Raw genomic sequence first — 13416 nt, 5'->3', positions numbered from 1 at the left:
TACTAGACGTCCAGCAGCAGACGCGTTGGATCTTCCAGCAGCTCTTTAATAGCTACCAGGAAGCCCACGGACTCGCGGCCGTCGATCAGGCGGTGGTCGTAAGAGAGCGCCAGGTACATCATCGGCAGGATCTCAACTTTACCGTCTACCGCCATCGGGCGATCTTTAATGGCATGCATACCCAGGATCGCGCTCTGCGGCGGGTTAATGATCGGGGTAGACATCAGCGAGCCGAATACGCCGCCGTTGGTAATGGTGAAGTTACCGCCGGTCAGATCGTCTACGGTCAGCTTGCCGTCGCGGCCTTTCACGGCCAGCTCTTTGATTTTCTTCTCGATGTCAGCCATACCCAGGGTATCCACATCACGCAGAACCGGGGTCACCAGGCCGCGTGGGGTAGAAACCGCCATGCTGACGTCGAAGTAGTTGTGGTAAACCACGTCATCGCCATCGATAGACGCGTTCACTTCCGGGTAGCGTTTCAGCGCTTCAACCACCGCCTTCACGTAGAAGGACATAAAGCCCAGACGGATACCGTGACGTTTTTCAAACGCGTCACCGTACTGCTTACGCAGATCCATGATTGGCTTCATGTTCACTTCGTTGAAGGTGGTCAGCATCGCGGTGGAGTTTTTCGCTTCCAGCAGACGCTCGGCGACGCGCTTGCGCAGGCGGGTCATCGGTACGCGTTTTTCGCTGCGGGCACCCAGCGCAGGCTGTGCTGCCGGAGCTGCCGCAGGGGCTTTCGCTTCCGCCTGAGCAGGCGCTTTCGCCAGGTGCTTGTCGATGTCTTCGCGGGTCAGACGACCGCCCACACCAGTGCCTTTGATGGCTGCCGGGTCAAGGCTGTGTTCAGCCAGCAGGCGACGGATCGCCGGGCTGAGGGCGTCGTTAGACTGTTCTTCCAGAGAAGCCTGCTGGCGCTGAGCCGGCGTAGAGGCTTTCTCTTCAGACTTCGCGCTGGACTCTTTGCCCGCGCTGTTGCCTTCACGCAGGCGCCCCAGGATCTGACGAGAGGTGACGGTGGTGCCTTCATCTTCCAGCACCGCGTCCAGAACGCCATCCGCCGAAGCCGGTACTTCCAGTACCACTTTGTCAGTTTCGATTTCTACCAGCACTTCATCGCGCTTAACGGCATCGCCTGGTTTTTTGTGCCAGGTAGCGACGGTCGCATCTGCTACGGATTCAGGCAGGTCGGGAACAAGAATATCTACGCTACTCATTATGTATCCTTTAATTAATCGACGTTCAGCGCGTCATTGACCAGATCTTGTTGCTGCTTCTGGTGAACGGACATATACCCTACCGCCGGAGAGGCGGAGGCCGGGCGACCTGCATAGCGCAGGGCTGACCCAAATGGAATCACTTCACGGAAATGATGCTGGCTGCAGTACCATGCGCCCTGGTTGAGCGGCTCTTCCTGGCACCAGACAAAATCATGTACGTGAGCGTACTGTTTCAGCACTTCCTGCATCGCCTGATGCGGGAACGGATAAAGCTGTTCGATACGCACGATGGCGACATCTTTCTGATCGTTCTTGCGGCGCTGTTCCAGCAGGTCGTAATAAACCTTACCAGAACACATCACCACACGCTTCACGGCCTGCGGATCCAGCTCGTCAATTTCACCGATGGCCGGCAGGAAGGTACCGTTCGCCAACTCTTCCAGGCTGGAGACCGCCAGCGGATGACGCAGCAGGGATTTCGGCGACATCACCACCAGCGGACGGCGCATACCGCGCAGCGCCTGACGACGCAGCATGTGGTACACCTGAGCCGGGGTGGACGGCACGCAGACCTGCATGTTCTGCTCGGCGCAGAGCTGCAGATAACGTTCCAGACGCGCGGAGGAGTGCTCCGGACCCTGGCCTTCATAACCGTGCGGCAGGAGCATCACCAGGCCACACATGCGGCCCCACTTCTGCTCGCCGGAGGAGATGAACTGGTCGATAACGACCTGCGCACCGTTGGCGAAGTCGCCGAACTGCGCTTCCCAGATGGTCAGGGTGCGCGGTTCCGCAGTGGCGTAGCCGTATTCGAATGCCAGGACCGCTTCTTCAGACAGCACGGAGTCCCAGACCTTGAACTGGCCCTGACCGTTATGCACGTGCTGCAGCGGAGTGTAGGTTGAACCGTTAGACTGGTTGTGAACCACTGCGTGACGGTGGAAGAAGGTCCCACGGCCCGCATCTTCACCGGACAGACGAACAGGAATGCCTTCGTCAACCAGCGTTGCGTAGGCCAGCGTTTCCGCCCCGCCCCAGTCGAACAGCTTCTCGCCTGCCGCCATGGACTGACGGTCGGCGTAGATTTTCGCCACGCGAGACTGCATCTCGATAGCATCCGGCACGGTGCTGATGCGTTTAGCCAGCTCCTGCAGGCGCTTCATCTCAACCTTGTTCGGGTAGCTCTCATCCCACTCGTGGTTGAGGTACGGCGACCAGGTAAAGGAGTGCATGTTCATCGGACGCAGCTCTTTCACCACGCATTCACCCGCGTCCAGCGCGTCGCGGTAGAGGTTGACCATTTCGGTCGCATCTTCCAGCGTCGCCACCTTGTCGCTTTCCAGCTTGTCAGCATAGATTTTGCGCGGGGTCGGGTGTTTTTTGATTTTCTGGTACATCAGCGGCTGGGTTGCACTTGGCTCATCCGCTTCGTTGTGGCCGTGACGGCGGTAGCAGAAGAGGTCAATGAACACATCGCGTTTGAAGGTATTACGGAAGTCCAGCGCCAGACGGGTCACGAAAGCCACGGCTTCCGGGTCATCCGCGTTAACGTGGAAGATCGGCGCCTGGACCATCTTACCGATGTCGGTGCAATATGGAGTAGAACGGGCATCCAGCGGGTTAGAGGTGGTGAAGCCCACCTGGTTGTTGATCACGATGCGAACGGTACCGCCCACTTCATAACCACGCGCTTTCGACATGTTCAGGGTTTCCTGAACCACGCCCTGCCCTGTGACCGCCGCGTCACCGTGGATGGTGATTGGCAGCACTTTATTGCTGCTCGGCTCGTCCAGACGATCCAGACGCGCGCGCACGGAACCGATAACCACCGGGCTGACGATTTCCAGGTGTGACGGGTTAAACGCCAGCGCCAGGTGAACCAGACCGCCTTCGGTTTCGATATCCGACGAGAAGCCCATGTGGTACTTCACGTCGCCGGTGCCGAGGTGTTCTTTATGTTTGCCCGCGAATTCGTCGAACAGGTCCTGCGGTTTTTTACCCAGCACGTTGACCAGCACGTTCAGACGACCACGGTGCGCCATGCCGAGCACCACTTCACGGGTGCCGCTCTTGCCTGCGTGGCGAATCAGCTCTTTCAGCATCGGCACCAGCGCGTCGCCGCCTTCCAGCGAGAAGCGTTTTGCGCCCGGGAACTTCGCGCCCAGATAGCGCTCAAGCCCTTCCGCTGCGGTCAGTTCGCTGAGGAAGCGTTTCTTCTCGTCGGCCGAGAAGGTCGCGTGGCCCGCTACGGATTCGATGCGCTGCTGGATCCAGCGTTTCTCTTCGGTAGAGGTAATGTGCATATATTCCGCGCCGATGGAGCCGCAGTAGGTTTGCTTGAGCGCGTCAATCAGATCGCCCAGCTTCATCGTGTCTTTGCCGATGGCAAAGGAACCTACGTTAAAGCTTTCCTGGAAATCGGCCTCGGTCAGATCGTGATACGCCGGATCGAGATCGGCCACACGTTCCTGCTGCCACAGTCCCAGCGGATCGAGATTCGCATGCTGGTGACCGCGGAAGCGATAAGCGTTGATAAGCTGCAGGACTTTAACCTGCTTCGCATTGGTGTCAGGGTCGGAAATCGCAGAAGAGTAACGTGAGGCATCCTTCGCCAGACGACGGAAATAATCACGTGTTTTGGAATGGAATTGATCCGGTTTGACCCCTGTACCAGGCAACTGCTGGAACATGGAACGCCAGTTTGCGTCCACTGAGTCAGGATCGGTTAAGAAGTCTTCATAGAGCTGTTCTATCCAGCTCTGGTTGGCACCAGAGAGGTAAGAAGAGTCCAGCCAGGCTTTCATTGCGCCGTTCTGCATCGTGATCCCTTAAGCATTTTTATGCTTACTTTCGCCGTAGAAACTACCACGCACACCGCGTGTACGTGCCGGGGTTCACCTGCGAGCTCTTTTCATTTGGCCCGCGAAGGAACCTTTAGAAACTGTCTAGACTTCAGGGCAGTTTTTAAAGGTTTCTGCAATTTATTCCCTCTCCCTTTGGGAGAGGGTTAGGGTGAGGGGAACAGCGCTCCCCTCTCACTACTTACGCACTACGCTGCAGCAGCATCGACTTAATATGGCCGATGGCGCGCGTCGGGTTCAGCCCCTTCGGACACACACTGACGCAGTTCATGATGCTATGGCAGCGGAATACGCTGAAAGCGTCACTTAATCCTTCCAGACGGCTGTCGGTTTCGGTGTCGCGGCTGTCGATCAGGAAGCGATAGGCAGCCAGCAGACCCGCAGGGCCGATAAACTTGTCCGGGTTCCACCAGAACGACGGGCAGGACGTTGAACAGCATGCGCAGAGAATACACTCGTACAGACCATCGAGTTTTTCACGCTGCTCAGGAGACTGTAAGTGCTCACGAGCGGGTGGATTTTGCCCATTATTCAATAAGTAAGGCTTAATCTTCTCATATTGTGCATAGAATTGCCCCATGTCTACCACCAAATCACGCACGACCGGCAGGCCTGGCAGAGGACGGATAACAATTTTCTGACCAGGACGCTGCAGCGCTGAAATTGGCGTGATGCAGGCCAGGCCGTTTTTGCCGTTCATGTTCACACCGTCAGAGCCACATACCCCTTCACGGCAGGAGCGGCGGAACGACAGCGTAGGATCTTTCTCTTTCAACTGGATTAAGGCATCCAGCAGCATCATGTCACGACCTTCTTCCGCTTCGAGGGTATAGTCCTGCATGCGCGGAGCGTCATCAACATCCGGGTTATAACGATAAACTGAGAATTCGAGTTTCATTATCCTGTCTCCGCATTAGTAAGTACGAATCTTCGGCGGGAACGCCGGACGCAGTTTCGGTTCCATGTTGACGTTACGACGCGTCATGGTTTCCGACTCTGGCAGATACAGGGAATGGCACAGCCAGTTTTCATCGTCACGATCCGGGAAGTCGAAGCGACTATGGGCGCCACGGCTTTCGGTACGGAAGTTTGCCGACATGGCGGTTGCGAATGCGGTTTCCATCAGGTTATCCAGCTCCAGGCACTCAACGCGCTGGGTGTTGAACTCGCTGGAGGTGTCGTCCAGACGGGCATTTTTCAGACGCTCGCGGATCGCCTTCAGCTGCTCAAGGCCTTTGGCCATCGCATCGCCTTCGCGGAATACCGAGAAGTTGTGCTGCATGCACTCCTGCAGCGCTTTACGGATTTCCACCGGATCTTCGCCGTTACGGTTACCGTTCCAGCGGTTGAGGCGTTCAAGAGAGGCGTCGATTTCGTCGTCGGTTGCATCACGCAGCGCGCCCTGCTCGGCAATGGACTCCTGCAGATGCAGACCCACCGCACGACCAAATACCACCAGGTCCAGCAGCGAGTTACCGCCCAGACGGTTGGCGCCGTGTACGGATACGCAGGCGATTTCGCCTACCGCGAACAGGCCAGGAATGACCACGTCTTCGCCCTGCTCGTTCACGGTCAGCGCCTGACCGGTCACTTTGGTCGGAATACCGCCCATCATGTAGTGGCAGGTTGGGATAACCGGAATCGGCTCTTTCACCGGATCGACGTGCGCGAATGTGCGGGACAGCTCCAGGATGCCCGGCAGACGGGATTCCAGCACCTCTTTGCCCAGATGGTCGAGCTTCAGCTTCGCGTGTGGACCCCATGGGCCATCGCAGCCGCGGCCTTCACGGATTTCGATCATGATGGAACGCGCCACCACGTCACGACCCGCCAGGTCTTTCGCATTCGGGGCATAACGCTCCATGAAGCGCTCGCCGTGTTTGTTCAGCAGGTAGCCACCTTCACCGCGGCAGCCTTCGGTGACCAGCACGCCCGCACCGGCGATACCGGTTGGGTGGAACTGCCACATCTCCATGTCCTGCACCGGTACGCCGGCGCGAATAGCCATACCGACGCCGTCACCGGTGTTGATGTGGGCGTTAGTGGTGGACTGATAAATACGGCCTGCACCGCCGGTCGCCAGCACGGTCGCGCGGGCTTTGAAGTAAACCACTTCACCGGTTTCGATGCACAGCGCGGTACAGCCAACAATTGCGCCATCGGCGTTTTTCACCAGATCCAGCGCATACCACTCGGAGAAGATGGTGGTGTGGTTTTTCAGGTTCTGCTGATACAGTGTATGCAGCAGTGCGTGACCGGTACGGTCAGCCGCCGCCGCGGTGCGTGCCGCCTGCTCGCCGCCGAAGTTTTTCGACTGGCCGCCAAACGGACGCTGATAGATGGTGCCATTTTCCAGACGGGAGAACGGCAGACCCATGTGATCCAGCTCCAGAATCGCTTCCGGGCCGGTTTTACACATATATTCGATGGCATCCTGGTCGCCGATGTAATCGGAACCTTTTACCGTGTCGTACATGTGCCATTCCCAGTTATCTTCATGGGAGTTACCCAGCGCAACGGTAATACCGCCCTGCGCGGACACAGTGTGGGAACGGGTCGGGAACACTTTAGAGAGCAGCGCACAGGTCTGGCCGCTCTGGGAAATTTGCAGTGCGGCGCGCATACCTGCGCCACCCGCACCAATCACAACAGCATCAAATTCTCTGACTGGCAGTTTCATTACACACCCCACACCACAACAAATCCATAAATGACGTAAACCAGCAGCGCAACAACAATAATCAGTTGCAGCGGAAGGCGAATCGCCAGCGGTTTAACGTAATCGGTCAACACCTGCCACATGCCGATCCAGGCATGAATAAGGATGGAGAACAGGGCCAGCAGGGTGAACACTTTGGTGAAGGCCGATCCGAAGAAACCACTCCAGATTTCCCACGTCAGCGTGCCGCTGGTCGCGAAGAAACCGATCATATAGATGATGTAAAGGGTGAGAACGATGGCGGTAGCACGGACCAGAATGAAGTCATGTACGCCGTTGCGTCCTAATGCGGAGGCGTTGCTTACCATACGAGAACTCCTGCGAGAAGTGAAAGCACGACAGTGATCACAAATGAAATGTTCGCGGTACGTTTCCCGGCCTCGAACGTCTCTTCCAGATAGCCAAAGTCCATCAGCATGTGGCGTACGCCGCCAACAACGTGATAGGCCAGCGCGGTGAGAATGCCCCACATGATAAATTTCACGAAGAAGCTATTCATGATGGCCGAGGCCTGGAGGAATCCTTCAGGGGAAGAGAGGCTGGTGCCCAGTAACCACAGCAAAATACCGACCGCCACAAACGTAATCACACCAGAAACACGGTGCAGAATGGACGCTATTGCTGTTACGGGGAACCGGATCGTTTTGAGATCCAGATTGACAGGTCTTTGTTTTTTCACATTTCTTATCATGAATAACGCCCACATGCTGTTCTTATTGTTTCCTTCCTCCGGACTGCGATGCGGGTCAAGCAGCGTTCCTTTTCTATAACTGCGCGTCATGCAAAACATTGCTTCCAAATGCTAAAACGACACGTTACAACGCTGGGTGGCTCGGGATTGCAGGGTGTTCCGGAGACCTGGCGGCAGTATAGGCCGTTCACAAAATCATTACAATTAACCTACATACAGTTTGTTGGGTTTTCTCTGGAACAGTGATCAGGGTCACGATAACAACATCTTTTTAATTTTTAATCATCTGATTTGACAAATGTTAAACAATATTGTTACAAACGTCATCAGAAAAGGCATATAATGCGCAAAAGTTATGAGGTCTCTCTTTCACCTGACAAATAGTTATGTAACAGTGTGATGGTATTGACCGAAGTTATCAGGACAGTTATTAGTGATATACAGGTTTGAATAATTCGGACTGCAAAAACGCTGATTTGCTGTTGTTTCACTGATATTTCATTCGTTTACCTGCAAGGCGCCATAGCTCTGTACCCTGGTTACTCCTCGTGAGCTGAGCGGTAAGCCAAATAACAATCTGGTAACGGTGATTAACAGCTGAAGGCAAATCCGGTAAAAGCAGTCTTAAGCATAAGGCGCTAAGGAGACCGTAAATGGCTGATACAAAGGCAAAACTCACCCTAAATGGTGATGATGCTATTGAACTGGATGTGCTAAAAGGCACGCTCGGTCAGGATGTTATTGATATCCGTACGCTGGGTTCCAAAGGAGTATTTACCTTTGACCCTGGATTTACCTCTACCGCATCTTGCGAATCCAAAATCACCTACATTGACGGTGACGAAGGTATCCTGCTCCATCGCGGCTTCCCCATCGATCAGTTAGCCACCGAATCCAACTATCTGGAAGTGTGCTACATCCTGCTGAACGGCGAAAAGCCGACGCAGGCGCAGTACGATGAATTCAAAACCACCGTAACTCGTCACACCATGATCCATGAGCAGATTACCCGTCTGTTCCATGCGTTCCGTCGTGACTCTCACCCAATGGCGGTGATGTGCGGGATTACCGGTGCGCTGGCGGCGTTCTACCACGACTCACTTGACGTGAATAACCCGCGTCACCGTGATATCGCGGCGTTCCGCCTGCTGTCCAAAATGCCGACCATGGCGGCGATGTGCTACAAATACTCCATCGGCCAGCCGTTTGTGTACCCACGTAATGACCTCTCCTACGCCGGCAACTTCCTGCGCATGATGTTCTCCACGCCGTGCGAAGAGTATGAAGTAAATCCGGTGCTGGAACGCGCGATGGACCGTATTCTGATCCTGCACGCTGACCACGAGCAGAACGCCTCTACCTCTACCGTCCGTACCGCAGGCTCTTCAGGCGCGAACCCGTTCGCCTGTATCGCTGCGGGCATCGCCTCCCTGTGGGGACCGGCACACGGCGGCGCGAACGAAGCGGCGCTGAAGATGCTGGAAGAGATCAGCACCGTTGAGCACATTCCAGAGTTCGTGCGTCGCGCGAAAGACAAGAATGACTCCTTCCGCCTGATGGGCTTCGGTCACCGTGTTTACAAAAACTACGACCCGCGCGCAACCGTTATGCGTGAGACCTGCCATGAAGTGCTGAAAGAGCTGGGCACCAAAGACGATCTGCTGGAAGTGGCGATGGAGCTGGAACACATCGCGCTGAACGACCCGTACTTCATCGAGAAGAAACTCTACCCGAACGTCGATTTCTACTCTGGCATTATTCTGAAAGCGATGGGCATTCCGTCTTCCATGTTCACCGTGATCTTCGCCATGGCGCGTACCGTGGGCTGGATTGCGCACTGGAACGAAATGCACAGCGAAGGCATGAAAATCGCCCGTCCTCGTCAGCTGTACACCGGCTACGAGCAGCGTGATTTTAAGTCTGACCTGAAGCGCTAAAAGACGTTGGGTGCGGCCTGATGCCCTCACCCCGGCCCTCTCCCACATGGAGAGGGAGAAAACCTTAAAAACGGTAACCCTTGGGTTACCGTTTTACTTTTATTTCTGGCAGTGCGGGCACCAGTAAAAAGGTCTGGAAGAGAGCATAATCCTGTCGATAATCCCGCCGCACCGCTCGCACTTTTTTCCCGCCCGATGAAACACTTTGAACCGGAACAGCGCCCCGTGATGCTTGTTCTCATTCACCAGGCCGCGCGTGTTGTACGACAGCCGTGGAATGTCCAGCAGCGCGTGAGACAGCGCGTCCAGCTGTTCCTCGCTAAGCTGAGAGGCCTTGCGCTGAGGCGCCAGCCCCACTTGCCAAAGGATTTCCACCCGCAGATAGTTGCCTAATCCCGCCAGAAAAGCCTGATCGAGCAACAATCCGGAAAACTGGCGGTTGCGGAATTTGGGCGATAACAGTCGGGCCTTCACGTCGCTCGCCGTCAGGCGCATGTCCAGCACGTCCGGCCCGACGCGCTGTAAGAACGGATGCGTCAGCAGCTGCTCCGGCGTTAACATTTCGATATCAGAGGCGCTATAGAGCAGGATCGCCTTATCCGCCGTTTGTAACCGGACGCGCAGCACGCGCGTCGTTTGCGGCTGCTCGTCCGCATCGACGACGCGCCACACACCGTAGAGCTGGTTATGGCTATATAACGTCAGGTTATGGGAAAAATGCGTGAGCAACGCTTTGCCGCGCGTTTCAATATGGGTCACCGTCTGTCCCACCAGCTCTGTTTCAAACGGCTTAAGTTGAGGAAAGGCAAACCAGACATAGGTCAGCGGTTTGCCCTTTATCGCCTCCTCCAGGCTATCCGCCGCGCGGCGGATCTCCGGACCTTCAGGCATGTCATTGTCCTTTTATAATCAATCTGCGCTGACGAGAATGCCCTCTTCAGAGAACGCCGCCCGCAGGCGTCGCGCAAACTGGAGCGCATGCTCCCCGTCGCCGTGTAAACACACCGTATCGGCCTGAACATTTGCGGATGTTCCATCCACGGCGGTCACCCGCCCGAAGCGCACCATCTCCAGCGTCTGCTCCAGCGCTTTATTTTCGTCAGTAATCAGCGCACCGGCCTGCGTGCGCGGCACCAGGCTGCCGTCCGGCATGTATCCCCGATCGGCAAAGACTTCCTGCCGCGTCGTCAGCCCCAGCCGTTCTCCGGCACGAATAAGCTCGCTACCCGCCAGGCCAACCAGAATCAGCTGCGGATTGCAGTCCCGCACCGCGCGGGCAATCGCCTCCGCCAGCGCCGGGTCTTTCGCTGCCTGGTTATAGAGCATGCCGTGCGGTTTGACGTGACGCAGCACGCCATGCTCAGCGCGCGCTATCGCCTCCAGCGCGCCGATTTGGTAGAGCACCTGAGCGTAGACCGTCTCAGGGGGCAGATCCATCGCCGTACGGCCAAAGTTCTCCCGGTCCGGGAAGCTCGGGTGAGCGCCAATCGCCACGCCGTTTTTAATGGCATTACGCACGCTCTCCAGCATGGTTTGCGCATCGCCCGCGTGAAAACCGCAGGCGATATTGACCGAGGAGACCAGGGTCATCAGTTCCGCATCGGCGCTGCTGCCTTCCCCCAGATCGGCGTTTAAATCAATCTTTACCATCAAGCCTCCACGCCAGCTGTTCGAGATAGCGCTGCCGATCCTGCCGGGCCTTTAGCGCCTCCTCCAGCGTACACTGCACAAAATGAATCGGCTGACCGAGAGGGATTTGAGCCAGATGGTAGCGATCCGCTTCAATAATGCAGGCAATACGCGGATAGCCGCCGGTAGTTTGCGCGTCGTTCATCAGTACGATGGGCTGCCCGTTGCCCGGCACCTGAATCACCCCTGGCAGCAGCCCGTGGGAAAGCAGCTCCCGGTCAGTCGTGCGGGTCAGCGGCTGCCCCTGAAGCCGGTAACCCATACGGTTACTCTGCGGGCTGATTTTCCACGGCGAACGCCAGAAAGACTCTTTTGAGGCTTCATCAAACTCCTGATATTCCGGTCCCGGCAAGGCGCGGATCACGTTCCCCCACAGCAGCTGCTTCACGCCCTGCGTGGTGGTGAAATGGCGCGCTGATGGCTTAATCGCAATACGATCGCCGTCGCGCAGCAGCCGTCCCTCATGGCCGCCCATTCCCGCTTTCTGGTCGGTGCTGGACGACCCCAACACCTCCGGCACGTCGATGCCCCCCGCCACGGCAAGATAGCTGCGCACGCCGTGCAGAGGACGCTTAAGCGTCAGACGCTGCCCGGCTTTCGCCCGCAATCGCCAGCCGGTCCACACCGCTTTGCCGTCCAGCGTCGCGTCACAGCCCGCGCCGGTTAAGGCGAACCAGGTCTCCTCACCAAATTCAATAACGCACTGACCCAGCGTAATTTCTAACGCCGCCGTGCTGCCCGCGTTGCCTACCAGCAGGTTGGCAATCTCCAGCGAAGGACGATCGAGCGCACCGCAGTAGCTCACGCCGGACTGGCGCATGCCAAAGCGTCCGGCATCCTGAACGGAGGTATAAAGCCCCGCGCGAATAAGCGTTAACATACCCCCTCCTTCTGCGGGATAAAGCGCAGAGTATCACCCGGACGCAGGAGGATCGGTGCCTCCTGCCCCGGTTTAAATAGTGGCATAGAGGTGTGCCCGATAAGCTGCCAGCCGCCCGGTGAAGTAAGCGGATAAACTCCGGTTTGTTCACCGCCAATTGCCACCGTTCCTGCGGGAACGCTCAGGCGCGGCTCAGCCCGACGCGGGGTATGCAGCCGGGGAGATAATCCGCCCAGATACGGAAAGCCCGGCTGAAAACCCAGAAACCAGACGACGTAATCCACCGAGCTGTGCAACTCCACAACCTGCTTTACTGTTAATCCACAGTGTTCGGCCACCACGCCAAGGTCAGGGCCACCTTTGCCGCCATAGACAACCGGGATCTCAATCGTCCACGATTCTGGCTCCAGCGCCTCGCTCTCTTCCCACCAGCGCTGCAGACGCTCAATGGCATCCAGCGCCCCGGAGTGCGGATCGCGTAGCACCACGGTGATATTATTCATACCCGGAATAGCTTCAACCACGCCGGGTAGCTCGGGCAGTCGCTGAGCCAGGCGCCAGATACGCTTTTGCGTGGCAAGCGTCACGGGAGGCTCAAGCTCCAGAACTACCGCGGTTTCACCCAGAAGATAACAACGCGCTCGCTGCACTTAACTACCTCTCATCAGGCCGGATTAGGGATATCAATAAAGGTCACATCCAGATCGGTATTTTCCGTCAGCCACTCGCTGAGGGCGCGAATACCGCCGCGCTCGGTAGCGTGGTGGCCTGCCGCGTAAAAATGCAGCCCCTGCTCGCGGGCAGAGTGAACCGTCTGTTCGGAGACTTCGCCGGTAATAAACGCATCAACACCAAAGCGCGCGGCGCTGTCGATAAAGCCCTGGCCGCCGCCGGTACACCACGCCACGCGCTTCACGGTATCCGGCCCGGTATCTCCGCACCACAGCGGACGACGCCCCAGCCGCGCTTCGATCCACGATGCCAGCTCCAGCCCCGGTACCGGCATCGACAGTTCGCCCCACGGCACCAGCGGCTCGATTTCACCCATCACGGTAATCCCTAACAGCTGTGCCAGCTGGACGTTATTTCCCAGTTCAGGATGCGCATCCAGCGGCAGATGGTAACCGTACAGGTTGATATCATTCGACAGCAGCGTTTTGAGGCGGTTGCGCTTCATGCCGCGGATAATCGGCGATTCGTTTTTCCAGAAGTAACCGTGATGGACAATCACCGCGTCGGCTTCCTGACGCACCGCCTCATCCAGCAGCGCCTGGCTTGCCGTCACGCCGGTGATGATTTTCTGCACCGTTTCGCGCCCTTCGACCTGCAGGCCATTCGGGCCATAGTCGCTAAAGGAGGCGGTATTAAGTTTTTCGTTAATCAGGCGTTCCAGTTCACTGTTTTTCATCATCA

12 protein-coding genes are annotated in these 13416 nt (G+C 56.9%); 1 reads left to right on the top strand and 11 read right to left on the bottom strand.

Annotation, left to right across the window (positions count from 1 at the left end; translation table 11 throughout):
* Positions 1–2 precede the first annotated feature (2 nt).
* The 6 genes from odhB to sdhC form a co-directional block, all read right to left on the bottom strand.
* The gene (odhB, locus tag IM303_RS13660; protein WP_080327873.1) at positions 3–1223 is read right to left on the bottom strand and encodes a 2-oxoglutarate dehydrogenase complex dihydrolipoyllysine-residue succinyltransferase; all 1221 of its coding nucleotides are present in this window, start codon (positions 1221–1223) and stop codon (positions 3–5) included.
* A 14-nt stretch (positions 1224–1237) separates the two neighbouring features.
* The gene (sucA, locus tag IM303_RS13655; RefSeq protein ID WP_045261080.1) at positions 1238–4045 is read right to left on the bottom strand and encodes a 2-oxoglutarate dehydrogenase E1 component; all 2808 of its coding nucleotides are present in this window, start codon (positions 4043–4045) and stop codon (positions 1238–1240) included.
* Between the two features lie 223 nt (positions 4046–4268).
* The gene (gene sdhB / locus IM303_RS13650) at positions 4269–4985 is read right to left on the bottom strand and encodes a succinate dehydrogenase iron-sulfur subunit SdhB (protein WP_008501090.1); all 717 of its coding nucleotides are present in this window, start codon (positions 4983–4985) and stop codon (positions 4269–4271) included.
* A gap of 15 nt (positions 4986–5000) precedes the next feature.
* Entirely contained in the window at positions 5001–6767 is a 1767-nt protein-coding gene (gene sdhA, locus IM303_RS13645; RefSeq protein WP_041910764.1) for a succinate dehydrogenase flavoprotein subunit, read from the bottom strand.
* Positions 6767–7114: a succinate dehydrogenase membrane anchor subunit gene (sdhD, locus tag IM303_RS13640; protein WP_003858621.1), complete on the bottom strand. Its 348-nt coding sequence runs from the start codon at positions 7112–7114 to the stop codon at positions 6767–6769. Before sdhD ends, sdhA begins: the two co-directional genes overlap by 1 nt.
* The gene (gene sdhC, locus IM303_RS13635) at positions 7108–7512 is read right to left on the bottom strand and encodes a succinate dehydrogenase cytochrome b556 subunit (protein WP_026080740.1); all 405 of its coding nucleotides are present in this window, start codon (positions 7510–7512) and stop codon (positions 7108–7110) included. Before sdhC ends, sdhD begins: the two co-directional genes overlap by 7 nt.
* Before the next feature lie 638 nt (positions 7513–8150).
* Here sdhC and IM303_RS13630 point away from each other — a divergent pair.
* Complete coding sequence (locus IM303_RS13630; RefSeq protein ID WP_028012378.1) at positions 8151–9434, top strand: citrate synthase; 1284 nt, start codon at positions 8151–8153, stop codon at positions 9432–9434.
* Between the two features lie 99 nt (positions 9435–9533).
* On the opposite strand, the gene nei is transcribed toward IM303_RS13630, so the two are convergent.
* From nei to IM303_RS13605, 5 genes are read right to left on the bottom strand one after another with little or no spacing between them, the layout of a single operon-like run.
* Positions 9534–10325 (bottom strand): endonuclease VIII, encoded by a 792-nt coding sequence (gene nei, locus IM303_RS13625; protein WP_048999154.1) that lies wholly within the window; start codon positions 10323–10325, stop codon positions 9534–9536.
* A gap of 18 nt (positions 10326–10343) precedes the next feature.
* Complete coding sequence (pxpA, locus tag IM303_RS13620; RefSeq protein WP_192971399.1) at positions 10344–11084, bottom strand: 5-oxoprolinase subunit PxpA; 741 nt, start codon at positions 11082–11084, stop codon at positions 10344–10346.
* On the bottom strand, positions 11071–12003 hold the full coding sequence (pxpC, locus tag IM303_RS13615; protein ID WP_048999788.1) for a 5-oxoprolinase subunit PxpC: 933 nt from the start codon (positions 12001–12003) through the stop codon (positions 11071–11073). The genes pxpA and pxpC overlap by 14 nt, the downstream gene beginning before the upstream one ends.
* Entirely contained in the window at positions 11997–12653 is a 657-nt protein-coding gene (gene pxpB, locus IM303_RS13610; protein WP_193360019.1) for a 5-oxoprolinase subunit PxpB, read from the bottom strand. Before pxpB ends, pxpC begins: the two co-directional genes overlap by 7 nt.
* Before the next feature lie 14 nt (positions 12654–12667).
* Positions 12668–13411 (bottom strand): type 2 GTP cyclohydrolase I, encoded by a 744-nt coding sequence (locus IM303_RS13605; protein ID WP_028012373.1) that lies wholly within the window; start codon positions 13409–13411, stop codon positions 12668–12670.
* Positions 13412–13416: the final 5 nt, after the last annotated feature.

Origin of the sequence: Enterobacter cloacae complex sp. P38RS (assembly GCF_014930775.1) — a bacterium.
Lineage (GTDB): Bacteria > Pseudomonadota > Gammaproteobacteria > Enterobacterales > Enterobacteriaceae > Enterobacter > Enterobacter bugandensis.
This window is presented reverse-complemented; position numbering and strand designations above follow the sequence as displayed.

Bases quoted from the DNA above. Each gene is read 5' to 3' on its own strand.
- sdhA (WP_041910764.1), bottom strand. From the start codon at position 6,767: ATGAAACTGCCAGTCAGAGAATTTGATGCTGTTGTGATTGGTGCGGGT.
- IM303_RS13630 (WP_028012378.1), top strand. From the start codon at position 8,151: ATGGCTGATACAAAGGCAAAACTCACCCTAAATGGTGATGATGCTATT.
- sdhD (WP_003858621.1), bottom strand. From the start codon at position 7,114: ATGGTAAGCAACGCCTCCGCATTAGGACGCAACGGCGTACATGACTTC.
- sdhC (WP_026080740.1), bottom strand. From the start codon at position 7,512: ATGTGGGCGTTATTCATGATAAGAAATGTGAAAAAACAAAGACCTGTC.
- pxpC (WP_048999788.1), bottom strand. From the start codon at position 12,003: ATGTTAACGCTTATTCGCGCGGGGCTTTATACCTCCGTTCAGGATGCC.
- pxpA (WP_192971399.1), bottom strand. From the start codon at position 11,084: ATGGTAAAGATTGATTTAAACGCCGATCTGGGGGAAGGCAGCAGCGCC.
- IM303_RS13605 (WP_028012373.1), bottom strand. From the start codon at position 13,411: ATGAAAAACAGTGAACTGGAACGCCTGATTAACGAAAAACTTAATACC.
- nei (WP_048999154.1), bottom strand. From the start codon at position 10,325: ATGCCTGAAGGTCCGGAGATCCGCCGCGCGGCGGATAGCCTGGAGGAG.
- sdhB (WP_008501090.1), bottom strand. From the start codon at position 4,985: ATGAAACTCGAATTCTCAGTTTATCGTTATAACCCGGATGTTGATGAC.
- odhB (WP_080327873.1), bottom strand. From the start codon at position 1,223: ATGAGTAGCGTAGATATTCTTGTTCCCGACCTGCCTGAATCCGTAGCA.
- sucA (WP_045261080.1), bottom strand. From the start codon at position 4,045: ATGCAGAACGGCGCAATGAAAGCCTGGCTGGACTCTTCTTACCTCTCT.